General features: G+C 72.5%; 18 protein-coding genes and 1 pseudogene. 11 read left to right on the top strand and 8 right to left on the bottom strand.

The window, feature by feature from the left end; all coding sequences use genetic code 11:
- Positions 1-54: 54 nt before the first annotated feature.
- Both BX283_RS13580 and BX283_RS13575 read right to left on the bottom strand, forming a co-directional pair.
- A pseudogene (locus BX283_RS13580) lies at positions 55-1,271 on the bottom strand (ADP-ribosylglycohydrolase family protein).
- Entirely contained in the window at positions 1,271-2,272 is a 1,002-nt protein-coding gene (locus tag BX283_RS13575) for an ADP-ribosylglycohydrolase family protein (RefSeq protein WP_101387877.1), read from the bottom strand. Before BX283_RS13575 ends, BX283_RS13580 begins: the two are co-directional and overlap by 1 nt.
- A 241-nt stretch (positions 2,273-2,513) precedes the next feature.
- On the opposite strand from BX283_RS13575, the gene BX283_RS13570 reads away from it, so the two are divergent.
- The 3 genes from BX283_RS13570 (at position 2,514) to BX283_RS13560 (ending at position 9,713) form a co-directional block, all read left to right on the top strand.
- Positions 2,514-3,245 (top strand): VIT1/CCC1 transporter family protein, encoded by a 732-nt coding sequence (locus BX283_RS13570; RefSeq protein WP_101387876.1) that lies wholly within the window; start codon positions 2,514-2,516, stop codon positions 3,243-3,245.
- 455 nt (positions 3,246-3,700) lie between these two features.
- Positions 3,701-8,260: a glutamate synthase large subunit gene (gene gltB, locus BX283_RS13565; RefSeq protein WP_101387875.1), complete on the top strand. Its 4,560-nt coding sequence runs from the start codon at positions 3,701-3,703 to the stop codon at positions 8,258-8,260.
- The gene (locus BX283_RS13560; protein WP_101387874.1) at positions 8,253-9,713 is read left to right on the top strand and encodes a glutamate synthase subunit beta; all 1,461 of its coding nucleotides are present in this window, start codon (positions 8,253-8,255) and stop codon (positions 9,711-9,713) included. Before gltB ends, BX283_RS13560 begins: the two co-directional genes overlap by 8 nt.
- A gap of 131 nt (positions 9,714-9,844) precedes the next feature.
- On the opposite strand, the gene BX283_RS13555 is transcribed toward BX283_RS13560, so the two are convergent.
- The 4 genes from BX283_RS13555 to BX283_RS13540 form a co-directional block, all read right to left on the bottom strand.
- On the bottom strand, positions 9,845-10,561 hold the full coding sequence (locus tag BX283_RS13555) for a family 16 glycoside hydrolase (protein WP_257582737.1): 717 nt from the start codon (positions 10,559-10,561) through the stop codon (positions 9,845-9,847).
- The gene (gene wecB / locus BX283_RS13550; protein WP_101392321.1) at positions 10,558-11,712 is read right to left on the bottom strand and encodes a non-hydrolyzing UDP-N-acetylglucosamine 2-epimerase; all 1,155 of its coding nucleotides are present in this window, start codon (positions 11,710-11,712) and stop codon (positions 10,558-10,560) included. Before wecB ends, BX283_RS13555 begins: the two co-directional genes overlap by 4 nt.
- A gap of 143 nt (positions 11,713-11,855) precedes the next feature.
- Positions 11,856-13,100, bottom strand: a complete 1,245-nt coding sequence (locus tag BX283_RS13545; protein WP_101387873.1) for a glycosyltransferase family 2 protein — start codon at positions 13,098-13,100, stop codon at positions 11,856-11,858.
- Positions 13,097-13,315 carry a hypothetical protein gene (locus BX283_RS13540; protein WP_101387872.1) on the bottom strand — a complete coding sequence of 73 codons (219 nt, stop codon included), beginning with the start codon at positions 13,313-13,315 and terminating at the stop codon, positions 13,097-13,099. The genes BX283_RS13545 and BX283_RS13540 overlap by 4 nt, the downstream gene beginning before the upstream one ends.
- 282 nt (positions 13,316-13,597) lie before the next feature.
- Between BX283_RS13540 and BX283_RS13535 the strand changes: the two genes are divergently transcribed.
- The 5 genes from BX283_RS13535 to BX283_RS13515 all read left to right on the top strand — a co-directional run bounded on the left by BX283_RS13535 (position 13,598) and on the right by BX283_RS13515 (position 18,459).
- The gene (locus BX283_RS13535) at positions 13,598-15,424 is read left to right on the top strand and encodes a DUF2334 domain-containing protein (protein ID WP_101387871.1); all 1,827 of its coding nucleotides are present in this window, start codon (positions 13,598-13,600) and stop codon (positions 15,422-15,424) included.
- On the top strand, positions 15,421-16,491 hold the full coding sequence (locus BX283_RS13530; protein ID WP_101387870.1) for a hypothetical protein: 1,071 nt from the start codon (positions 15,421-15,423) through the stop codon (positions 16,489-16,491). Before BX283_RS13535 ends, BX283_RS13530 begins: the two co-directional genes overlap by 4 nt.
- A 62-nt stretch (positions 16,492-16,553) precedes the next feature.
- Positions 16,554-16,772 carry a hypothetical protein gene (locus BX283_RS13525; RefSeq protein ID WP_101387869.1) on the top strand — a complete coding sequence of 73 codons (219 nt, stop codon included), beginning with the start codon at positions 16,554-16,556 and terminating at the stop codon, positions 16,770-16,772.
- Between the two features lie 13 nt (positions 16,773-16,785).
- A complete protein-coding gene (locus BX283_RS40055; RefSeq protein ID WP_143676637.1) occupies positions 16,786-17,886 on the top strand; it encodes a hypothetical protein in 1,101 nt (366 codons plus the stop codon).
- Positions 17,887-17,925: 39 nt separating this feature from the next.
- Positions 17,926-18,459 carry a pyridoxamine 5'-phosphate oxidase family protein gene (locus tag BX283_RS13515; protein WP_101387868.1) on the top strand — a complete coding sequence of 178 codons (534 nt, stop codon included), beginning with the start codon at positions 17,926-17,928 and terminating at the stop codon, positions 18,457-18,459.
- A gap of 134 nt (positions 18,460-18,593) precedes the next feature.
- On the opposite strand, the gene BX283_RS13510 is transcribed toward BX283_RS13515, so the two are convergent.
- Together BX283_RS13510 and BX283_RS13505 are read right to left on the bottom strand one after the other, a co-directional pair.
- A complete protein-coding gene (locus tag BX283_RS13510) occupies positions 18,594-19,607 on the bottom strand; it encodes an acyl-CoA dehydrogenase family protein (protein WP_101387867.1) in 1,014 nt (337 codons plus the stop codon).
- Positions 19,604-20,749 (bottom strand): acyl-CoA dehydrogenase family protein, encoded by a 1,146-nt coding sequence (locus BX283_RS13505; protein ID WP_101387866.1) that lies wholly within the window; start codon positions 20,747-20,749, stop codon positions 19,604-19,606. Before BX283_RS13505 ends, BX283_RS13510 begins: the two co-directional genes overlap by 4 nt.
- A 77-nt stretch (positions 20,750-20,826) precedes the next feature.
- Here BX283_RS13505 and BX283_RS13500 point away from each other — a divergent pair, with 77 nt between their 5' ends.
- Genes BX283_RS13500 through BX283_RS13490 form a run of 3 tightly spaced genes read left to right on the top strand, consistent with a single transcriptional unit; the run spans position 20,827 to position 23,438 of the window.
- Positions 20,827-21,615, top strand: a complete 789-nt coding sequence (locus BX283_RS13500) for an SDR family oxidoreductase (protein ID WP_101387865.1) — start codon at positions 20,827-20,829, stop codon at positions 21,613-21,615.
- Positions 21,616-21,640: 25 nt separating this feature from the next.
- Positions 21,641-22,252 (top strand): TetR/AcrR family transcriptional regulator, encoded by a 612-nt coding sequence (locus tag BX283_RS13495; protein ID WP_101387864.1) that lies wholly within the window; start codon positions 21,641-21,643, stop codon positions 22,250-22,252.
- A 28-nt stretch (positions 22,253-22,280) separates the two neighbouring features.
- Entirely contained in the window at positions 22,281-23,438 is a 1,158-nt protein-coding gene (locus BX283_RS13490) for an acetyl-CoA C-acetyltransferase (protein ID WP_101387863.1), read from the top strand.
- The last annotated feature ends 88 nt before the right edge of the window (positions 23,439-23,526 follow it).

Raw genomic sequence — 23,526 nt, 5'->3', positions numbered from 1 at the left:
TGGGCGGTCAGTTCGCGGGGGTTCGCGGCACTTTCGCGAAAAGCGGTGAAAAGCTCAGCCGCCCGGCGGGTGGCGCAGCGTGTCGGCGAGGAGCCCGGCGAGCTCCACGAGGTCGGTGCCGGCCAGGCGTGGCAGGGCGCAGCCGGACAGGGTGCGGCAGGCGTCCAGCCAGGGGGCAGGGATGGCCGCGCCGCCGCCGAGCGCGCCGGTGAGCGCCCCGGCGAGGGCGGGCGCCGAGTCCGCGACCCGGGACAGACAGGCCGCGGCCGGGACCGCCTCGGCGACCGTGCCGCGCGAGGCGGTGGCCAGGGCGAGGGCGACGGGGACGGTCTCGGCGGCGGCGATCCCGTAGCTGTAGACGTGGTCCACGATCTGGTGCTCCAGGAGCGGGACCAGGGCGAACGCGCCCGCCGTGTCGCCGGCGAAGTCGTGCGCGAGCTTGACGGCGTGCTGGGCGTTGCGGCCGATCTCGGTGTCGGGCGGGAGTTCGTCGAGGGCGGCCGCCACGGTGTCCTCGACTCCGGCCCCGCCGAGCGCGGCCGCGACCGCCGCGGCGACGGCGCGGGCGCCGTGCACACCGTCGCCGTCCTGGGTGTAACGGGCGTCGAACTCGGCCAGTTCGGCGGCTTCCCGGGGCGCGCCGGGGTGCACCACGGCGAGGACGGCGGCGCGTACGCAGGCGGCGTCGTCGAAGTAGTGCGGGTTGTCGTGGCCGGTGGCGGGCGGGCGCAGGCCGGTGGCGAGGTTGCCCAGGCCCGCGCGTACGGAGATGCGGGCGCGCAGCGGGAGCACGGCGGACTCGACCTCGGGGGCGCGCTCGGCCGCCGCGGCCACCTCGGCGGCGAGGAGGTTCCAGGCGCGGTCGACGGCGGCGCGGACGCGTCGGGCCGGGGTGAGGTGGGCGAGCAGGGGCTCGGCGGCGGTGAGCACGCTCTCGGCGGCGAACGCGGCCCACTCGGCGTCGTCCGACGGGCCCAGGCGCAGCGGTTCGGGGGCTGGTTGAGGGCGATGGGGACCGGCAGGGTGGTGGTGGCGTTCTGCTCGGCGAAGGTGTCGAGCTCGCGGGTGAGCCGCCGGGTCCACTCGGGCATCCGGGCGGCGCGGTGCCGGGCGGCGGGCCACCCGGCGGCGTCCCCTGCGGCCAGACCCAGCAGGAGGCCCTGGATGCGGTCGGCCCGGGTCGGCAGGAGGCCCTGGATCCGGTCGGCCTGGGACAGCCCCGGCACCCCGCTTCGGAGCTCCGTACGCCCCGCTGAAACCTCGTCGCCCATCACGCGCTCTCCCCTTCCTCGGGATCCGGCGTCAGCAAGTCCGCGATGTCCAGGACGTGGTAGCCGCGCATCTCGGGGAGGCAGCTGCCACGGACCGGGCCGATCGCGGAGGACCAGGCGGGAGGGATCGACGCGGCGCCGCCGTACGCGCCTGCCAGGGCGCCCGCCACCGCCGCCGTAGTGTCCGCGTCGCGGCCCATGTTCACGGCCGTCAGGACCGACGCCGTGAAGTCGCCCCGGGCCGTGGCGAAGGCGCCGAAGGCCAGGGCGACCGCTTCGGGGGCCAGGTCCGTCCAGGGGTAGCCGCCGATCACCACCGCCGAGCGGACCGCCCGTTCGCCCTGGTCGGCCACCGCCACCGCGCGGCGCAGCGAGCGCGCCGTCCAGGAGTCCATCGGGATCACCGACAGGGCCGCCGCGATCACGGAGGTGAGGCCCGCGCCCGTCATCGCCGCCGCCACGCCCGCCGCGACGGCCTGGCCGCCGTAGATGCCCTCGCCCTCGTGGCTGACGCAGCCGTCGATCGCCACCAGCCGCGCCGCCTCCTTCGGCGCGCCCGCCGCGAACACCCCGAACGGCGCCGCCCTCATGGCGAGCCCGTCGCTCCAGGCGTGGCGGTGCTGGGCCGAGATCGGCGCCGCCAGGCCCCGGCGGAGGTTCTCCAGGGTGCCCCGCTCGCTGAAGCCCGCGCCCCGGAACGGGCCCTCGTCGCGGTCCGCGATCCAGTGGTGCCAGGCGTGTTCGACGTGGGTGACCGTGAGCGCCGAGCCGTGCCGGGCGAGCAGCAGACCGGAGAAGATGGCGTACTCCGTGTCGTCCGTGCCCGCCGGGTCGTCCGAGACGAAGCCCTCGATACGGCCCCAGCGGCGCCGGATCTCCGACGGTTTCATGTTCTCGGCGGGGGCGCCGAGCGCGTCCCCCACGGCGAGGCCGAGCAGCGCGCCCCTGGCTCGCTCGCGGATGGCCTCGGCCGTACCGGGGCCGCTGGCGATCAACTCCATGGGAGGCCTTTCGACGTCGCCGGATCCTTCGCTTGATCTCTGCCACGCCGAACGAGCCAGGAGTCCATCTGTCACCCTCCCGCCACATGTGTGCAAGAGCGGCCACGAATGAGCACAACAGCCCTCTGACCTGGGTAAGTACGGCCTGCCTTGCTAGCGCGGGGCTTACATCGAGCGTAATTTCGACGGAGAAGAGGGGGGCGGGACGCGAGCGCCCGCTGCTGAACGCAAGGGGAGAGCTGTGTCCGTCATCAACACCGAAGCCGCGCTGCACGAGGCGCACCGGGACAATCACACGCACCGGGACGTCAACGGCGGCTGGCTGCGCCCCGCCGTCTTCGGCGCGATGGACGGGCTGGTCTCCAACCTGGCCCTGATGACCGGCGTCGCGGGTGGTTCCGTGACGCAGCAGACCATCGTCGTCACCGGGCTCGCCGGGCTCGCCGCCGGGGCCTTCTCGATGGCCGCCGGTGAGTACACCTCCGTCGCCTCGCAGCGCGAGCTCGTCGAGGCCGAACTCGACGTCGAGCGCCAGCAGTTGCGCAAGCACCCGGTGGACGAGATGGAGGAGCTGGCCGAGCTGTACGTGTCGCGCGGCGTCGAGCCCGCGCTCGCCCGCGAGGTCGCCATGCAGCTCTCCCGCGACCCCGAGCAGGCGCTGGAGATCCACGCCCGCGAGGAGCTCGGCATAGACCCGGACGACCTGCCGTCGCCCGCCGTCGCCGCCGTCTCGTCGTTCGGCTCGTTCGCCCTGGGGGCGATCCTGCCCGTACTGCCGTATCTGCTCGGCGCGAGTGCCCTGTGGCCCGCCGTGCTGCTGGCGCTGATCGGTCTCTTCGCCTGCGGCGCCGTGGTCGCCAAGGTCACCGCGCGCTCGTGGTGGTTCAGCGGAGTGCGCCAGCTGGCCCTCGGCGGCGCCGCCGCGGCCCTCACCTTCGGCCTCGGCTCGCTCTTCGGTACGGCGGTGGGCTGACCGCGGCCCCGGCCCCGCCGACCCCTCTCGCCCCGAAAGGCCCGCCCCGACGTCCACCCGTCCGGGCGGGCCTTCGCCGTGCGCCCGGACGAGTCCGGGGTCACCATGTGACCTACGTCCTGCGCGGGACCGCCCCGCCACCCGTAAGATGCGGGAGTATGCAGGACCCCACATAACTAATCGTTACTGGGCGGTTTCGCCTCTTCGACCACCGGGCATAGGCCGTACACACTCCGCTGCCGCAGGCAATGAAGCCTGCCCCGGAAAGCACGGCGATCAGCGCCCGAGTGTCCGCATGCTGGAACGGACTATCCGGTTCCCGAGATCCGTCCCATCATGTAACCTGCACGAAATTTCGCAGAGGGCCAACGTCGTCCCTCGGCTATGCGTCCCCAAGTCCTCGACTTCGCTCGAACAGGGGATGCCCCAATGCCACGACGACGACGGGAGAGCCGATGCGTTCCGACGCCTGGTCGCCCATGGACGGTCGACCTGCCCCGCAGGGGATGTACGACCCCCGTAACGAACACGACGCCTGCGGTGTCGGGTTCGTGGCCACCCTGACCGGTGAGGCCAGCCATGAGCTGGTCGAGCAGGCGCTGACCGTACTGCGCAATCTCGAACACCGGGGTGCCACCGGCTCCGAGCCGGACTCCGGTGACGGCGCCGGCATCCTGCTCCAGGTGCCGGACGCGTTCCTGCGCGAGGTCACCTCCTTCGAGCTGCCCGAGGCCGGTGCGTACGCCGTCGGCATCGCCTTCCTGCCTGTCGAGGACAGCGCCTCGGCCGTGGCGCGGATCGAGGCCATCGCCGCCGAGGAGGGCCTGGACGTCCTCGGCTGGCGCGAGGTGCCCGTCACGCCCGAGCTGCTCGGCAACGGCGCCCGCGCCACCATGCCCGCCTTCCGGCAGCTCTTCGTCGGCGACGGGACCAGCACCGGCATCGCGCTCGACCGCAAGGCCTTCGTCCTGCGCAAGCGCGCCGAGCGCGAGGCCGGGGTGTACTTCCCCTCGCTCTCCGCCCGCACGATCGTCTACAAGGGCATGCTCACCACCGGGCAGCTGGAGCCGTTCTTCCCGGACCTCTCCGACCGCCGGTTCGCCACCGCCGTCGCGCTGGTCCACTCGCGCTTCTCGACGAACACCTTCCCGTCCTGGCCGCTCGCCCACCCGTACCGCTTCGTCGCGCACAACGGCGAGATCAACACGGTCAAGGGCAACCGCAACTGGATGGTGGCCCGCGAGTCGCAGCTCGTCAGCGACCTGTTCAAGGGCGAGACGCTGGACCGGATCTTCCCGGTCTGCACGCCGGACGCCTCCGACTCCGCCTCCTTCGACGAGGTGCTGGAACTCCTCCACCTCGGCGGCCGCTCGCTGCCGCACTCCGTCCTGATGATGGTTCCCGAGGCGTGGGAGAACCACGACTCGATGGACCCGGACCGGCGCGCCTTCTACCAGTACCACTCCACGATGATGGAGCCCTGGGACGGCCCGGCCTGTGTCACCTTCACCGACGGCGTCCAGGTCGGCGCGGTCCTCGACCGCAACGGCCTGCGCCCCGGCCGTTACTGGGTCACCGATGACGGCCTGGTCGTGCTCTCCTCCGAGGTCGGCGTGCTCGACATCGACCCCGCCAAGGTCGTCCGCAAGGGCCGCCTCCAGCCCGGCAAGATGTTCCTCGTCGACACCGCCGAGCACCGCATCATCGAGGACGACGAGATCAAGGCGGCGCTGGCCGCCGAGAAGCCGTACAAGGAGTGGCTGGAAGCCGGCGAGATCGAGCTGGAGGACCTGCCCGAGCGCGAGCACATCGTGCACACGCACGCCTCCGTCACCCGCCGCCAGCAGACCTTCGGCTACACCGAGGAAGAGCTGCGCGTCATCCTCGCGCCGATGGCCCGCACCGGCGGCGAGCCGCTCGGCTCGATGGGCACGGACTCGCCGATCGCGGCCCTCTCCGAGCGCCCCCGGCTGCTCTTCGACTACTTCACCCAGCTGTTCGCGCAGGTCACCAACCCGCCGCTGGACGCCATCCGCGAGGAGCTCGTCACCTCGCTGCGCTCCTCGCTGGGCCCGCAGGGCAATCTGCTCGACCCGACCGCCGCGTCCTGCCGCAGCGTCACGCTGCCGTTCCCGGTGATCGACAACGACGAGCTGGCCAAGCTGATACACGTCAACGCCGACGGCGACATGCCGGGCTTCAAGGCCGCGACGCTCTCCGGCCTCTACCGGGTCTCCGGCGGCGGCGCCGCGCTCGCCGAGCGCATCGAGGCCATCCGCACCGAGGTCGACGCCGCCATCGAGAACGGCGCCCGGCTGATCGTCCTGTCCGACCGGCACTCCGACGCCGAGCACGCGCCGATCCCGTCGCTGCTGCTCACCGCCGCCGTCCACCACCACCTCATCCGTACGAAGCAGCGCACCCAGGTGGGGCTGCTCGTCGAGGCCGGTGACGTGCGCGAGGTGCACCACGTGGCGCTGCTGATCGGCTACGGCGCCGCGGCCGTCAACCCGTACCTGGCGATGGAGTCCGTCGAGGACCTGGTCCGCGCGGGCACCTTCATCGAGGGCCTGGAGCCCGAGCAGGCCATCCGCAACCTGATCTACGCGCTCGGCAAGGGCGTCCTCAAGGTGATGTCCAAGATGGGCATCTCGACCGTCGCCTCCTACCGGGGCGCCCAGGTCTTCGAGGCCGTCGGCCTGGACGAGCAGTTCGTCGGCACGTACTTCAGCGGTACCGCCAGCAAGATCGGCGGCGCGGACATCGACGTCATCGCCAAGGAGGTCGCCGCCCGGCACGCCAAGGCGTACCCCGCCTCCGGCATCGCGGCCACCCACCGCGCGCTGGAGATCGGCGGCGAGTACCAGTGGCGCCGCGAGGGCGAGCCGCACCTGTTCGACCCGGAGACGGTCTTCCGCCTCCAGCACGCCACCCGCGGCCGCCGGTACGACATCTTCAAGCAGTACACCCAGCGCGTGAACGAGCAGTCCGAGCGCCTGATGACGCTCCGCGGGCTCTTCGGCTTCTCCTCCGACCGCCCCTCGATCCCCATCGACGAGGTCGAGCCGGTCTCCGAGATCGTCAAGCGCTTCTCCACCGGCGCCATGTCGTACGGCTCGATCTCGCGCGAGGCGCACGAGACGCTCGCCATCGCCATGAACCAGCTGGGCGGCAAGTCCAACACCGGCGAGGGAGGCGAGGACCCGGACCGCCTGTACGACCCGGCGCGCCGCTCCTCCATCAAGCAGGTCGCCTCCGGCCGCTTCGGTGTGACGAGCGAGTACCTCGTCAACGCGGACGACATCCAGATCAAGATGGCGCAGGGCGCCAAGCCCGGCGAGGGCGGCCAGCTGCCCGGCCACAAGGTCTACCCGTGGGTCGCCAAGACGCGTCACTCGACGCCGGGCGTCGGCCTCATCTCGCCGCCGCCGCACCACGACATCTACTCCATCGAGGACCTGGCCCAGCTGATCCACGACCTCAAGAACGCCAACCCGGCGGCCCGCATCCACGTGAAGCTGGTCTCCGAGGTCGGTGTCGGCACGGTCGCCGCGGGTGTCTCCAAGGCGCACGCGGACGTGGTCCTGATCTCCGGCCACGACGGCGGTACGGGCGCCTCCCCGCTCACCTCGCTCAAGCACGCGGGCGGCCCCTGGGAGCTCGGCCTCGCCGAGACCCAGCAGACCCTGCTGCTCAACGGCCTGCGCGACCGGATCGTCGTGCAGACCGACGGCCAGCTCAAGACCGGCCGCGACGTGGTCATCGCCGCGCTGCTCGGCGCCGAGGAGTTCGGTTTCGCGACCGCGCCGCTCGTCGTCTCCGGCTGCGTCATGATGCGCGTCTGCCACCTGGACACCTGCCCGGTCGGCATCGCCACCCAGAACCCGGTGCTGCGCGACCGGTTCTCCGGCAAGGCCGAGTACGTCGTCAACTTCTTCCAGTTCATCGCCGAGGAGGTCCGCGAGCTCCTCGCCGAGCTGGGCTTCCGGTCGATCGAGGAGGCCGTCGGCCACGCCGAGCTCCTGGACACCAGCCGCGCGGTGCGCCACTGGAAGACGCAGGGCCTCGACCTGGACGCCCTCTTCCACGTGCCCGAGCTGCCCGAGGGCGCGGTGCGCCACGCCGTCGTCGAGCAGGACCACGGCCTGGAGAAGGCGCTCGACAACGAGCTCATCGAGCTCGCCGCCGACGCGCTGGGCGCCGCCACCGCCGAGGACGCCCGGCCGGTCCGCGCGCAGGTCCCGATCCGCAACATCAACCGGACCGTCGGCACCATGCTCGGCCACCAGGTGACCAAGAAGTTCGGCGGTGCGGGCCTGCCCGACGACACCATCGACGTCACCTTCACCGGCTCGGCCGGCCAGTCCTTCGGCGCCTTCCTGCCGCGCGGTGTGACGCTGCGCCTGGAGGGCGACGCCAACGACTACGTCGGCAAGGGCCTCTCCGGCGGCCGTGTGATCGTCCGCCCGGACCGGGGCGCCGACCACCTCGCCGAGTACTCGACCATCGCGGGCAACACCATCGCGTACGGCGCGACCGGCGGCGAGCTGTTCCTGCGCGGCCGCACCGGCGAGCGGTTCTGCGTCCGCAACTCCGGCGCCCTGGTGGTCTCGGAGGGCGTGGGCGACCACGGCTGCGAGTACATGACCGGCGGCCACGCGGTGGTCCTGGGCGAGACCGGACGCAACTTCGCGGCCGGTATGTCCGGCGGCATCGCGTACGTGATCGACCTCGACCCGAACCACGTCAACGCCGGCAACCTGGCGGCGGTCGAGGCCCTCACCGAGGCCGACGAGCAGTGGCTGCACGACGTCGTGCGCCGCCACCAGGAGGAGACCGGCTCCACGGTCGCCGAGAAGCTGCTCGCCGACTGGCCCGCCGCGGCCCGGCGCTTCAGCAAGATCATCCCGTCCACGTACAAGGCAGTGCTCGCCGCCAAGGAAGCCGCTGAGCTCGCCGGTCTCTCCGAGCAGGAGACCACCGAGAAGATGATGGAGGCGGCGACCAATGGCTGACCCCAAGGGCTTTCTCACCACCGGTCGCGAGGTCGCGAAGACCCGCCCCGTGGCCGAGCGCGTCAAGGACTGGAACGAGGTCTACGTTCCCGGCTCGCTGCTGCCGATCATCAGCAAGCAGGCCGGGCGCTGCATGGACTGCGGCATCCCGTTCTGCCACAACGGCTGTCCGCTGGGGAACCTGATCCCCGAGTGGAACGACTACGCCTACCGCGAGGACTGGTCGGCGGCGTCCGAGCGGCTGCACGCCACCAACAACTTCCCGGAGTTCACCGGGCGGCTGTGCCCGGCGCCCTGCGAGTCGGCGTGCGTCCTCGGCATCAACCAGCCCGCCGTCACCATCAAGAACGTCGAAGTCTCGATCATCGACAAGGCGTGGGACAGCGGTGACGTCACCCCGCAGCCGCCGGAGCGGCTGTCCGGCAAGACCGTCGCGGTCATCGGCTCGGGCCCGGCGGGTCTGGCCGCCGCCCAGCAGCTGACCCGGGCCGGCCACACGGTCGCGGTGTACGAGCGCGCCGACCGCATCGGCGGGCTGCTGCGCTACGGCATCCCCGAGTTCAAGATGGAGAAGGTGCACATCAACCGCCGCATCGAGCAGATGCGCGCGGAGGGCACCAAGTTCCGCACCGAGGTCGAGATCGGCCGCGACATCGACGCGGCGAAGCTGCGCAAGCGCTACGACGCGGTGGTCATCGCGGCCGGCGCCACGGTCTCCCGCGACCTGCCGGTCCCCGGCCGCGAGCTGAACGGCATCCACTTCGCGATGGAGTACCTGCCGCTGGCGAACAAGGTGCAGGAGGGCGACTTCGTGGCGCCCCCGCTCACCGCCGAGGGCAAGCACGTCGTCGTGATCGGCGGCGGCGACACGGGCGCGGACTGCGTGGGCACCGCCCACCGCCAGGGCGCGGCCTCGGTCACCCAGCTGGAGATCATGCCGCGGCCCGGCGAGGAGCGGAACGCCAACCAGCCCTGGCCGACCTTCCCCATGCTCTACAAGGTCACCTCGGCCCACGAGGAGGGCGGCGAGCGGGTCTACTCCGTCTCCACCACCCACTTCGAGGGCGACGAGGACGGCAACGTCCAGTTCCTGCACCTGGTCGAGGTCGAGTTCGTCGACGGCAAGCTGACCCAGAAGCCGGGCACCGAGCGGAAGATCCCCGCCCAGCTGGTCACCCTCGCCATGGGCTTCACCGGCACCGACCAGTCCAACGGCCTGGTGGCGCAGTTCGGCCTGGAGCTCGACGAGCGCGGCAACATCGCCCGCGACGCCGACTACGCGACGAACGTCGACGGAGTGTACGTGGCCGGTGACGCCGGGCGCGGCCAGTCCTTGATCGTCTGGGCGATCGCGGAGGGCCGTTCGGCAGCACGGGGTGTGGACCGGTACCTTACGGGGAGGAGCGCACTGCCCGCCCCGATCCGTCCGACGGACCGGGCGCTGACGGTCTAGTCCGCTCCACCCAAATCGTTCCGTACAACGGTGTACGGGCTGCGCAGGATCGGGGGACACCCCCGGGCCCCCGCAGCGCGGCGCCTGCCCCACTGTCCCCGACCGGACGACCGGGTGGGCGCCGCGGCGCGTCAGCCCTTGCGGCCCTCGGCCCGCAGCTGGCGGAACTCCACCCGGGCGTCCTCCGTGTACGCCCCCAACGCGCCCTGGAGATAAGGGCGTTCGGTGTCGGTGAAGTCGGCGAGGCCCGCCGTGTCGACGGCCACCTGAAGGTGGGCGCCCCGCTGCTGGACCCGGACCGTGTACCAGGTGCCGACCGGGAAGCCCCGCTCGCCCGTCGCCAGGAAGCGCTGGCCGCCCGGATAAGCGGGATCGCGCTTGCCCAGCTCCCAGCCGTTGGGTTTGAGGGTGATGTAGTAGAAGTGCTCCGGGTCGGTGTACGCCCACACCAGCCAGGCCACCTCCCAGGTGTTCGGCGCGGGGGTGCGCAGCTGCTCGACCGTGCGCATCCCGGCCTCGTACCGGACGTCGCCGTACACGGCCCGGCTCACCACGAGGCCCGCGTGGGTGGTGCCGGGGTCGGTGGCCCGCCGGGGCGCCAGCTCCAGGGCGTCGTCGTCGCCCGTGTTGACGCCGTGGCCGTTGAACACCGACTGCCAGCGGCCGTGCGCGGTGCCGTCGGCCCACGGTTCGCGCGGCGCCGGGCTCCCGTCGCCCGCGCACCTGCTCAGCCCGAAGGCCCCGGCCGCCAGCAGGGCGGCGGCCAGGACCAGCGCGGTGGCTCTGCGTCTGCGGCCACCGGGCCCGGTCGGCGGGACCGGGCGCCGCAGACGCGGGGCTGTCGTCATGCCGTCGAGTATGGACCCGGTCCGCCGACTACGGGGGGCGCGGGGAGCAACGGCACGGGGGCGGACGGGACTTCCGCCGCGAAGTCCTCACCGAGCTGGGTGACGATCCGCGCGGTCGCACCGCCGTCCCCGTACGGATTGCCCGCCGTAGCCATCCGTTGATACGCGCCGGGGTCGTCCAGGAGCGCCGCCGCCGCGGCCACGATGACCTCCGGATCGGTGCCGATGAGCCGGGCCGCCCCGGCCTCCACCGCCTCCGGCCGCTCGGTGGTGGTCCGCAGCACCAGGGCGGGCTTGCCGAGGCTGGGGGCCTCCTCCTGGATGCCGCCGGAGTCGGTCAGGACCAGGTCGCAGCCCGCGAGCGTGGCCGTGAAGTCCGGGTAGTCCAGCGGCTCGACCAGGGTGATGCCGGGCCGGCCCGTCAGCGGCAGCAGCGCCTCGCGCACCGCCGGGCTCTTGTGCAGCGGGATCACGATCTCCACGTCGCCCCGCTCGGCGAGCCGGTTCAGCGCCCTGGCCATCGCGTGCATCCGGGCGCCCTGGTTCTCCCGCCGGTGCAGGGTCACCAGGATCCGGCGCCGCGCGGTGCGGAACGCGCAGCTCCCGAGCCCCTCGGCGAGCGCCCAGTGGAGGTTGTCGATGACGGTGTTGCCGGTGGTGAAGATCTGGCCCTCGGGGACGCCCTCGGCCCGCAGATGCCGGGCGGCGCGCTCGGTGGGAGCGAAGTGCCAGCGCGCGATCCGCCCGATGAGGCAGCGGTTGAGCTCCTCGGGGAACGGGTTGTCCAGGACCCCGGTGCGCAGCCCCGCCTCGACGTGCGCGACGGGGATGTGTTCGTAGAACGCGGCGAGCGCCCCGGCCAGCGCGGTCGTCGTGTCGCCCTGGACCACGACCAGGTCGGGCCGCTCCCTGCGCAGCAGCTGGCCGAGCCCCTCCACCAGACGGGACGTCAGATCGGAGAGCTGCTGGCGGTTGCGCATCACGTCGAGGGCGTGGCGGACGTCGACCCCCAGCAGCCCCAGCATCTGGTGGAGCATCTCGCGGTGCTGGCCGGTGGTCACGACGACCGGCTCGAACTCCGTACCGCGGGCCAGCGCCCGGGCGAGCGGCGCGAGTTTGATCGCCTCGGGCCGGGTGCCGAGCACCAGCATGGCGCGCACGGGCGCACCGGAAGGAAACGAAGGCATGGCAGACATAGGTCCCCCCTATGACAAGGACGAGCACGATGAGAGAAGCGAAGAGAACTGCAGAGAAGCGAGAGATGCGCCCAGGAGCCCCGGCGCCGGGTCGCCGCTCAGGTGCGGGCGGTCTTGAGCCAGGTGGTCTTGCCGGTCGCCATCCGCCACAGCCCCCACCAGCCGGCGGCGAACCAGATATAGCCGTAGAACACGAAGACGTGGGCGACCAGCACCGACCGCACCAACCCGAGGTCCCGCTCGCGCTTGGCGTACACGAAGCCGTACGCGTACGCCGCGGTGAAGGAGAGGACGTACGGGCCGAGCAGCCACATCGGTGACACCAGCGCCTGCCCCGCCTCGACGGAGGCGAGGGCGGTGCCGCCCAGTGCCACCAGGAAGGACAGCGGCAGCAGCGAGGTGAGCAGGATCAGCACCGGGCTGGAGAGGTGGTAGAGCAGGTCGAGCGCGGGCCGGGTCGGGACCTCCCGCAGGATGAGCGGGACGAGTCCGGCCGACTGGAGGTGGCCCTGGAACCAGCGGGATCGCTGCCGTACCAGGCGCCGCAGGGTGAGGACGGCCTGCTGGGAGACCGAGGCCGTGGTGCAGTGCTGGGTGGTCCAGCCCTTCGCGATCAGCCGTACGCCGAGGTCCAGGTCCTCGGTGAGGCTGTCGCTCCAGGGGCCGCCGGGCCCCAGGGTGTGCAGCGCCGACAGCCGCATGAACTGGCCGTTGCCGCCCATGCCGACGCTTCCGATGAACCGGCGCGCGCTCTGGAAGACATCGCCGTAGACCACGAACTCCATGTCCTGGAGGCGGGCGAGCAGTCCGGTGCCCCGGTTGTACATCCGCACGCAGATCTGGGTGGCTCCGGTGCGGGGGTCGTCGAAGAACGGGTCGACGGACTGGACCACATGGCCGTCGAGGCGCCCGTCCGCGTCGACCACGCAGACGATGACGTCGTCCGGATCGTGCCCGTCGAGCACCCCGGATTCGGTGAGGAACCGTACGCCGTCGTTGAGCGCGGCGCCCTTGCCGCGCCGGGCGTCGGGCAGTTCGCGCCGGTGCAGCAGGACCCGCTCGGGGCCCGCCGCCCGGGCTATCTCGGACGTCCGGTCGTCCGAGGCGTCGTCGATGACCAGGGCCAGGAAATTCCCGGCGGGCAGTGCGGTGATCCGCGCCAGGCTCTCGGCCAGTACCTGTTCTTCATTGAGGCAGGCGAGGAGGAATATATAGAGCCTTTCTTTGCGTGCTCCTTTTCTGCGGGGTGCCCGGCGCCTGGAGAGCATAAAGAGGCCGGTGTTGTAGCAGCCCGCCATGAGGATGATGGAAATGCTCGACCACAGCAACAGCTCTTCGATCATTTCCGCCCCAGGTCGTCGGGGCGTGCCCCGTCGGGCTGAACATTCGAACCGATGCGCCAGCGGAGCCGGATTCTGATCGATATGAGGACGCAGGCGACGAGGCAGTAGAGAACGAAGCCCGCACCCGCTGTGGCCTGCAGAGCCTTGGCCAAAGGTAGGCCCGGCACGGCCTCGGGTGCCGCCGCCATCCCCGCCAGCGGCAGCATGGTGCCCAAGGCAGGTTTTCCGTACATGGGTTCCCCCCCATTTTTACCCACACGTCTCCGTGTGAGATGGCGAACGTAGCAGGTTCGGACGGGGCCGCGAGTGCGAAGTTAAAAGTTCATGGATCGCATCAGGGGGCGCGGGGCGCATTCGCAATGGAGCGCCGTGCGCCATTGACACGCTTTGCCGTCGGCCAGAAGAATCGTGGCCCTCATTCGACCAGGGACCCGGCCGGAAAAACCAGCAAGGGTCCCTGGTTTGCCATTCCATGGCAAAGAGGGGGGCAATCACTCATGAAATCCCTGAAAAGAGCGGCTGTACGCGGGCGGCGGGGGCGGCGCCGCGTCTCCGTACTGTTCCTGGTGCTGGCGGTGCTGGTGGGCACCGCGTTCGCGGCCTCGGCCGCCGCGCCGGACGGCCGCCGGCCACCGCCGGAATCGCTCGCCCCGGCGGCGAACGTCAGCCGGGTGAGCCTGGCCGACTGGGCGAAGGCGCACCTCGCGGCGGACATCCGGCGCCGGGCGACACCGCCGCCGCCCGTCAAGGCGCTCGTGCCGACGGTGACGGACACCGTGAGCCGGCTCCTGGAAGCCGCGGCGCCCGCCACGACCTCGACCCTGGTCCTGTACGACACCGCGGGCCCCTACGGGTACCTCGGCGAGCTGTACGCCATGGCCGCGGCGAACCTCGGCGGCCACTTCGGCACCGTGACCGCCAAGCCGGTCTCCCAGTACACCGCCGGGATGCTCGGCCAGTACACGGCGACCGTCTACCTCGGCTCCACCTACTACGGCGGTGGCATCCCGGACGCCGTGCCGGCCGCGTTCTACCAGGACGTCCAGGCCGCCACGACCCCGGTGACCTGGGTCGGCGACAACATCTGGAACATGGGCAGCGCGGTGGGGGTCGCCCAGTTCACCCAGAAGTACGGCTGGGACCCGACCACCTCGTACTTCGAGGACGGCGGCTCCGTCGGCAACGTCACCCAGGTCGGCTACCGCGGCCAGACCCTCACCCGGAAGGTCCCGGCCGGGCAGGACGGCGGTGTGCTGCGCCCCAACATCCTGACCGGGGCGGGCTATCCCGCGGTCACCAAGGTGGCCGAGGCGCTGGACTCCGCGAGCGGGAAGACCTTCCCGTGGGCGGTGCGGTCCGCGAACCTCACCTATGTCGGGGAGCTCCCCTTCGTCTACGTCTCCGAGAGCGACCGCGTGATCGCCTTCGAGGACATGCTGTACGACTCGCTCGCCCCCGGCACCGCCGCCCGCCACCGGGCGATGGTCCGCCTGGAGGACATCAGCCCCGACGCCGACCCGGCGCAGCTGCGGGCGATGGCGGACTACCTGTACTCCCAGCGGATTCCGTACGGCATCAACGTCATCCCGGTCTACAAGGACCCCAAGGGCGTCTACAACGGCGGGACCCCGCAGACCGTGACGCTCGCGCAGCGGCCGCAGGTCGTCTCGGCGCTGAAGTACATGCTGGCGCGCGGCGCCGTGCTGATGGAGCACGGCTACACGCACCAGTACGACGGCGTCGACAACCCCTACAACGGCGTGACCGGCGACGACTTCGAGTTCTACCGGGCGCACGTGGACGCGGCGGACAACGTCGTCTACGACGGGCCGGTGGCCGAGGACTCCACGGCCTGGGCGCAGTCCCGGGTCACCGCGGGCCTCGCGGCGTTCGCCGCGGCCGGGCTGCCGCGCCCGCAGCTGTGGACGACTCCGCACTACGCGGCCTCCGCCACGGACTACCGCGTGTTCGCGCAGAACTTCCCGTCCCGGCTGGAGCGTTCGCTGTACTTCGCGGGGATGCTGGGCGGTGGTACGGCGGACCCGAACCGGTTCGTCGGCCAGTTCTTCCCGTACGTCGTCAACGATGTGTACGGGACGAAGGTGCTGCCCGAGAACATCGGGAACTATGAGCCCGTGGCGTACAACAACCATCCACCGCGGCTGCCCGCGGACCTGATCGCGTCGGCCAAGGCGAACCTGGCGGTCCGGGACGGCTTCGCGAGCTTCTTCTACCACCCCTACTATCCGGTCCAGCCGCTGAAGGACACGATCGACGGCATCAAGGCCCTCGGCTACACCTTCGTCAGCCCCGCGGCGCTGTGAGAACCACTCGAAAGAAGGCGGTCGCGGCTCTCGCCGCGGCCGCCGCGCTCGTGCTCGGGGGCTGCTCGGGGGAGCCGGGCGACGACTCGGCGCCCGCGCCGAGCCCGTCCGGTTCCGCGGGCGACGGGCGGGTGCGGGGGATGACCCTGCCGTCCTGGTCGGTGGACGACTACGACAGCCCGCGCGCCGAGGCGTATCTGCGGGACATCGCGCGCACGGGGGCGCGCTGGGTCGTCTTCACGCCCACCTGGTACCAGAAGAGCACCAGGGATACGGAGCAGCGCCCCACCGGGGAGACCGCGAGCGACGCGAGCCTGCGGCGGATCACCGCCCTCGCGCACCGGGCCGGGCTGGCGGTCATGCTGAAGCCGCACGTGGACCTGGTGGACGGCACCGACCGGGCGGAGATCCGCCCCGCCGACCGGGCCGCCTGGTTCGCCTCGTACGAGAAGTTCATCACGCACTACGCGGCGCTCGCGCACGACACGGGCGCCGAGCGGTTCGTGGTCGGAACCGAACTCGCGGGCGTGTCCGGGGACTTGGCGGCCTGGCGCAAGGTGATCGCGGCGGTCCGGGCGCGCTACCGGGAGCCGCTGACGTACGCGGCCAACTACGACGAGTACGCGAAGGTGCCCTTCTGGCCGGAGCTCGACGTCATCGGGATCGACGCGTACTGGCCGCTGGGGTCGGCCCCCACGGCGGACGCGGCGAAGCTCGGCCGGGCCTGGCGGCCGGTCGCGGACGAGCTGGCGGCCTTCTCCGGACGGCAGCACCGCAAGATCCTGTTCACCGAGGCCGGCTACACGAGCCAGCACGGCTCGACGACGGCGCCGTACTCCTGGACGGTCAGCAAGCGCCAGGACACCGACGAACAGGCCGCCGGATACCGGGCGTTGCTGGACACCTTCACGGACCGGGACTGGTGGGCCGGGGTGTGCTGGTGGATGTGGGACGACTGGCCGGACAGCGGGGAGACACCGGCGAAGCTGGCGTACACACCGCACGGGAAGCCGGCGGAGGAGGTGCTGCGCGAACGCTGGGGACGGTCCGGCGGCGCTATTGACTAAAAGTCAAATCGGCCGCACGCTCGGGACCGGACCGATGCCGCCGCTGTCGCCAGGAGGTTTGCGTGAGCACCGAAGCGCTGTCACGACTGGGTACGGAGCTGGGGTCGGCGCCGCCGCAGGCCCTGGCGTCCCTGACGGATGATCAACTGGCGCTCCTTGCCGCCGCCTTGCGCGAGGAGCGGGCCGCCCGGGCCGCCGGTCTCGGCGAGGCCGCCGAGGAGGCGCTGAAGCTCGTCCCCGCGCTCGCCCGGGGCCCCGTCCGCCGCATCCTCTTCAAGTGAGCCGGTGACCGACATGGACAAGCTCCTCGGCCGCGCCGAGACGGAGAAGATCGCCCGCCTGCTCGGCCGCGAACCGGACGAACTCGCGTTCCTGTCCGCGCTCCCCGCCGACGACCTGCGGCGGCTGCGCGAGCAGACCGTGGCCGCGCTCTTCGACGGGGCGCCGGAGATGCTCGACCGGATCGCCCGCGCCACCAAGCTGGTGCCCGCCGGGGTCGCGGCCGCGATCTCCCAGAAGGCGCTGGGGCCGCGGCTGGCGGCCGCGGTGGCGGGCAGGCTCGAACCCGCGAGGGCGGCCGACATCATCGAGAAGCTGCCGGTCGCCTTCACGGCCGAGTCGTGCGCGCACCTGGACCCGCGCCGCATCCCCGGCATCGTGGACCGCCTCGACGAGAACCTCCTCGTACGCGTCTCCGTCGCCCTCGCCGAACGCGGCGACCACCTCACCATGGGCCGCTTCGTGGGCCATCTGCGCGACTCGGCCCTGGAGCGGATCCTCCCGCAGGTCGAGGACGCGGTGGTGCTGAGGACAGGCAGCGTGATCGACCTCCCCCACCACCTGAACCGCATAGTCGACCTGATGGGCGAGGAGCGCCTGGCGCGGGTCGTGGCGTCGGCGGCGGACGGCCTGTGGCCCGAGGCGCTGGCGGTCGCGGGCCTGGTGACGGGCGACCAGCGCACCCGCATCGCCACGCTGGCGGCCCGCCAGCCGCCGGAGCGCCTCGACTCGCTGGTACGCACCGTGGCCGCGCAGGATCTGTGGGAGTCCCTGCTCCCCCTGGTGGCCCTGCTCTCCGAGGACGACCGCCGGGCGGTGGCCCTCCTTCCGTCCCTGCGCGACCCCGACGTGCTGACCGGTATGGTCCCGGCGGTGGTGGCCACGGGCCTGTGGGCGGAGTTCCTGCCCCTGGTCGAGCTCCTCCCCACCGCCTCCCGCGAGACGATCGCGGCCTCCGCGTCCGCCCTCACGGACGACCACCTGGACGCGCTCGCCCGCGAGGTCGACAAACGCGACCTGTGGGAACTGGTGCTGCCGCTGGTCGAGCTGATGGACGACGCGTCGAAGGAACGGATCTTCACCCTGCCGTCGTTCCAGGACCGGACGCCCGAATAATCCAGAGAAGGTGTCGGGCATCTGCGGTTTGCTGGGCGCATGACACCGCACGCAGCGCAGACACCGCAGAGATTCCGTTGGGAAGAGTTCGAGGCCGCCGAGCCGGGGTTCGCCGGGGCCGTGCGGGAGCGTTTCCGCCTGTACAAGCACCACGTCCTCGCGACCCTGCGCGCGGACGGCAGCCCCCGGGTCACCGGACTTGAGGTCGAGATCCGGGGCGGCGAGCTGTGGCTCGGCATGATGCCGAACTCCCGCAAGGCGTACGACCTGCGCCGCGACCCGCGCTTCGCGGTGCAGGCGAACCCGGGGCCCGACGCGGAGATGGCCGACGGCGACGTCCGGGTCAGCGGGCGGGCGGTCGAGGTCGTCGACCCCGGGGAGCTCGCCCGGTACGCGGACGAGGTGCATCCGCCCGAGCCGTTCCTCCTCTTCCGGGCCGAGCTGACCGAGGTGGTCCACACGGGCATCGACAAGGAGACGGAGGAGATCGTCCTGCGGGCGTGGCGCCCGGGGGCCGCCCTGCGCACGATCCGCCGGGGCGGCGGGACGGAGCCGCCGCGCGAGGAGGTCTAGGGGTACGCCGGGAGGGCGGTCATTCGTCTGCGGGCCGGTGGGGGCTGGTCCCCTGGGCGCCCCGAAGGGGCGCGTCTCAGGGGCGCGGGGAACCGCGCGACCAGCCACCCACGGTCCGCAGACGAACAGGACTGCTAGACGTACGCCGCCAGTACCTCCGCCCGGCACCGCGCCGGTGTGCCCCACGCGTCCCGTAGCGGGCGGGCCTTGCGGAGCCAGAGGGAGAGGTCCAGCTCCTCGGTGTAGCCGATCGCGCCGTGGAGCTGGAGCGCGGCGCGGGCCGCCGTGTACGCGGCCTCGCCCGCCGCCGCCTTCGCCGCCGCGAGGTCGCCCGGGGCGAGGGTGAGGGCCGCCCCGTACACCAGCGGCCGGGCGAACTCCACCGCGAGCAGCGTGTCCGCGAGCCGGTGCTTGACCGCCTGGAACGAGCCGATCGGCACCCCGAACTGGGTGCGCTGCTTGACGTACGCGACGGTCCGCCGCAGCAGTTCCTCCGCCACCCCGACCGCCTGCGCGGCCGCCGCGAGCCGCGCCCAGCGGACCGCGCACCCGACCGCCCCGGCCAGCGGCGGCCCGGCGGCGAGGAGTTCCCCGCCGGGGTCGGGGCGGGCGAGCCGCCGCGCGGGGTCGAGGGACGGGTGGACGGGCCCGTGGCCGGGGGCGAGCCGCAGCTCGGGGCCGGAGCCGGGGGCGGCCCCGTCCGCCCCCGTCACCACCAGGACCACATCCGCCCCCTCCGCGTCCAGCACATACCCCCCGCCCTCCGGCACCCCCAGCGTGACCACGGTCTCGCCCGTCAGCAGGCCCGGCAGCAGGCGTTTGGCCGGGGCTGGGTCGCCCGCGTCCGCCAGGTGGGACAGCAGGGCCGTCGCCGCCGCCGTCTCCACCAGCGGGCCCGGCACCGCGTGGCGGCCCAACTCGCGGTGGGCGAGGGCTAGTTCCACCGGCAGCCGGCCCATTCCGTCCTGCGTCTCGGGGGCCGCCAGCGCGAACACCCCCGCGTCGGCGAGCCGCGCCCACAGCGTCCGGCCGGGCCCGTGGTCCCCGGCCGACCAGGCCCGTACGGCCGACGGGGTGTCCGAGGCGGTCAGTAGCGCGTCCAGGGAGCGGGTGAAGTCGCGCTGCTCGGCGGTCGGCAGAAACCTCATCGGCGGCCCTTCGGGAGGCCGAGCAGCCGCTCGGCGACGATGTCGCGCTGGATCTCGTTCGTACCGGCGTAGACGGGTCCGGCGAGCGCGAAGACGTACCCCTCCGCCCAGCCGTCGGGCGACCGGGACAACTCGCCCTCCGGGCCCAGCAGTTCCAGCGCCGTCTCGTGCAGCTCGATGTCGTACTCCGACCAGAACAGCTTGTTCAGGCTCGACTCCGCGCCCATCTCCCCGCCCGCCGCGAAACGGGACGCGCCCGCGTACGTGAACAGCTGATAGGCCCGCGCCCCGATCACCGCGTCCGCCACCCGGTCGCTCGCCCCCCGGTCCTCGCCGCGCTCGCGCCACAGCCGTACGAGCCGGTCGGCGGCGGCCAGGAAGCGGCCGGGGGAGCGCAGGGTCAGCCCGCGCTCGTTGCCGGTCGTCGACATCGCGATGCGCCAGCCCTGCCCCGGCTCCCCGATGACGTCCTCGTCGGGGACGAACACCTTGTCCAGGAACAGCTCCGCGAACGCCGGTCTGCCGTCGAGGCGGCCGATCGGGCGGACGGTCACGCCGGGGGCCCGCAGGTCGAACATCAGATAGGTCAGGCCCTGGTGGGGCCGGGGCGCCGCCGGTTCGGTGCGGAAGATGCCGAAGGCGCGGTCGGCGAACGCGGCCCGCGACGACCACGTCTTCTGCCCCGACAGCAGCCAGCCCCCGTCCGCGCGCACGGCCCGCGACCGCAGCGACGCCAGGTCCGACCCGGCCTCCGGCTCCGACCAGGCCTGCGCCCACACCACCGCCCCGCTCGCCATGTCCGGCAGCACCCGGGCGCGCTGCTCCTCGCTGCCGTGGTCGAACAGTGTGGGCGCGAGCAGGCTGATGCCGTTCTGGGAGACCCGGCCGGGCGCCCCCGCCGCCCAGTACTCCTCCTCGAAGGCCAGCCACCCGAAGATGTCGGCGCCCCGGCCCCCGAACCGCTCGGGCCAGGAGACGGCCGACCACCGCCCGGCGTACAGCTCGGCCTCCCACTCCCGGTGCGCGGCGAAGCCCTCCGCCGTCTCCAGGGAGGGGAGCGGCGCGGCCGGCACATGGGCCGCGAGCCACTCGCGCGCCTCGGTGCGCAGGGCGTCCTCCTCGGCCGTGTGGTTCAAGTCCATTGCGGGGCCCGCCCCTTCGCGACCGTTCCCTCAACAAGCCGTTCCCTAACAAGTGTTTGGTAGGTTAGCCTGCGAGCGTGACCGACAACAAGGTTCCGTACGTGCCCGGGCACGGCCTCCTCGACGGCCGCACCGCCGTCGTCACGGCCGCCGCCGGGGCCGGGATCGGCGGCGCGACCGCCCGCAGGTTCCTGGAGGAGGGCGCGCGGGTGCTGGTGAGCGACGCGCACACGCGCAGGCTCAAGGAGACCGAGGAGGCGCTCGCGGCCGAGTTCGGCGCCGCCGCGGTGGCCGCGCTGCCCTGTGACGTCACCGACGACGCCCAGGTGCGCGCGCTGTTCGCGGAGGCGGTACGGATCCACGGCCGCCTCGACGTCGTCGTCAACAACGCGGGCCTCGGCGGCACGGCCGAGCTCGCCGACATGAGCGACGAGCAGTGGGACCGGGTCCTGGACGTCACCCTGGGCGGCACCTTCCGGTGCACCCGGGCCGCCCTGCGCGCCTACCGGGCCACCGGCCTCGGCGGGGTGATCGTCAACAACGCGTCCGTCGTCGGCTGGCGCGCCCAGGCCGGGCAGGCCCACTACGCCGCCGCGAAGGCGGGCGTCATGGCGCTCACCCGCTGCGCGGCGATCGAGGCGGCCGCCCACGGGGTGCGGGTCAACGCGGTCTCGCCGTCCCTCGCCATGCACCCCCACCTCGCCAAGGTCACCTCGGCCGAGCTCCTGGACGAGCTCGCCGCGCGGGAGGCCTTCGGGCGGTACGCCGAGCCGTGGGAGGTCGCCAACGTGATCGTCTTCCTGGCCAGCGGCTACTCCTCCTACATGACGGGCGAGGTCGTAGCCGTCAGCAGCCAGCACCCCTAGCGCCCGCCAGGACCACAATGGACCCGTGCCGAAGAACAAGAAGCAGCAGGTGACCGCCGTGCCCGAGCGGCGCGGAGAACTCCTCGCCACCGCGGCCGAGGTGTTCGCCGCCCAGGGCTACAACGCCACCACCGTCCGCAGGATCGCCGACGAGGCCGGCATGCTCGCGGGCAGTCTCTACTACCACTTCGATTCCAAGGAATCGATGCTCGACGAGATCCTCTCCACCTTCCTGACCGAGCTGTGGGAGGGGTACGACGCCGTGCTCGCCGCCGGGCTCGGGCCGCGCGAGACCATCGAGGCCCTGGTCACCGAGTCCTTCCGGGAGATCGACCGGCACCGGGCCGCCGTCGCGATCTACCAGAAGGAGTCCAGGCACCTCACCGAGCTGCCGCGCTTCGGCTACCTCGCCGACTCGCAGCGCAAGTTCGAACAGGCCTGGCTGGGAACCCTGGAGCGCGGGGTCGAGGCGAAGGCGTTCCGCGCCGACCTGGACGTCCGGCTCACCTACCGGTTCGTCCGCGACACGGTGTGGGTGGCCGCGTCCTGGTACCGGCCCGGCGGCCGGCACAGCCCGGAGGAGATCGCCCGCCAGTACCTGTCGATGGTGCTGGACGGAATCGCCGTACGCGAGTAATTCGCCGGCACGTCAAGGGAGATGGGGAATGGCCGAGGCATTCATCGTCGAAGCGGTGCGCACCCCGGTGGGGCGGCGCGGCGGCGGGCTCGCGGGCGCGCATCCGGCGGACCTGGGGGCGCATGTGCTCAGGGCGCTCGTCGAGCGCTCCGGGATCGACCCGGCCGCCGTCGAGGACGTCGTCTTCGGCTGCCTCGACGCGGTCGGGCCGCAGGCCGGGGACATCGCGCGCACCGCGTGGCTGGCGGCCGGGCTGCCGCAGGAGGTGCCGGGCGTCACCGTCGACCGCCAGTGCGGCTCCTCCCAGCAGGCCGTGCACTTCGCGGCCCAGGCCGTGCTCTCCGGCACCCAGGACCTGGTCGTCGCGGGCGGCACCCAGAACATGTCGATGATCCCGATCGCCTTCGCCTCCCGGCAGGCGGCCGAGCCGCTCGGCCTGACCGAGGGCCCGTTCGCCGGCTCGGCGGGCTGGCGGGCGCGGTACGGGGACCAGCCGGTCAACCAGTTCCACGGCGCCGAGCTCATCGCGCGCAAGTGGCGGATCAGCCGCGAGGACCAGGAGGAGTTCGCGCTCCGCTCGCACCGGCGCGCGATCCGGGCGCTCGACGAGGGCCGTTTCGCACGCGAGAGCGTGCCCTACGGGGAGGTGCGCGTCGACGAGGGGCCGCGCCGCGACACGACCGCGGAGAAGATGGCCGCCCTCAAGCCGGTCGTCGAGGGCGGCACGATCACCGCCGCGTGCTCCTCCCAGGTCTCGGACGGCGCCGCCGCGATGCTCCTGGCGAGCGAGCGGGCCGTACGGGAGCACGGGCTCACCCCGCGCGCCCGGATCCACCACCTCTCGGTGCGCGGCGAGGACCCCATCCGGATGCTCTCGGCGCCGATCCCGGCGACCGCGTACGCGCTGAAGAAGACGGGCCTGACGATCGACGCGATCGACCTGGTCGAGATCAACGAGGCCTTCGCGCCGGTGGTGCTCGCCTGGCTGAAGGAGACCGGCGCGGACCCGGAGAGGGTCAACGTCAACGGCGGGGCCATCGCCCTCGGTCACCCTTTGGGGGCCACCGGCGTACGGCTGATGACGACGCTCCTCCACGAGCTGGAGCGCACCGGCGGGCGCTACGGCCTCCAGACGATGTGCGAGGGCGGCGGCCAGGCGAACGTGACGGTGATCGAACGGCTGTGACCAGGGCCGGAGAGGCACGGGGGAGTGGTGCGGCCCACACGGCCGCACCTGCGCCCAGCGGGGCGACGTGGTACAGTTTCCGCGTTGC

This window comes from Streptomyces sp. TLI_146, from assembly GCF_002846415.1.
GTDB lineage: Bacteria > Actinomycetota > Actinomycetes > Streptomycetales > Streptomycetaceae > Streptomyces.
This window is presented reverse-complemented; position numbering and strand designations above follow the sequence as displayed.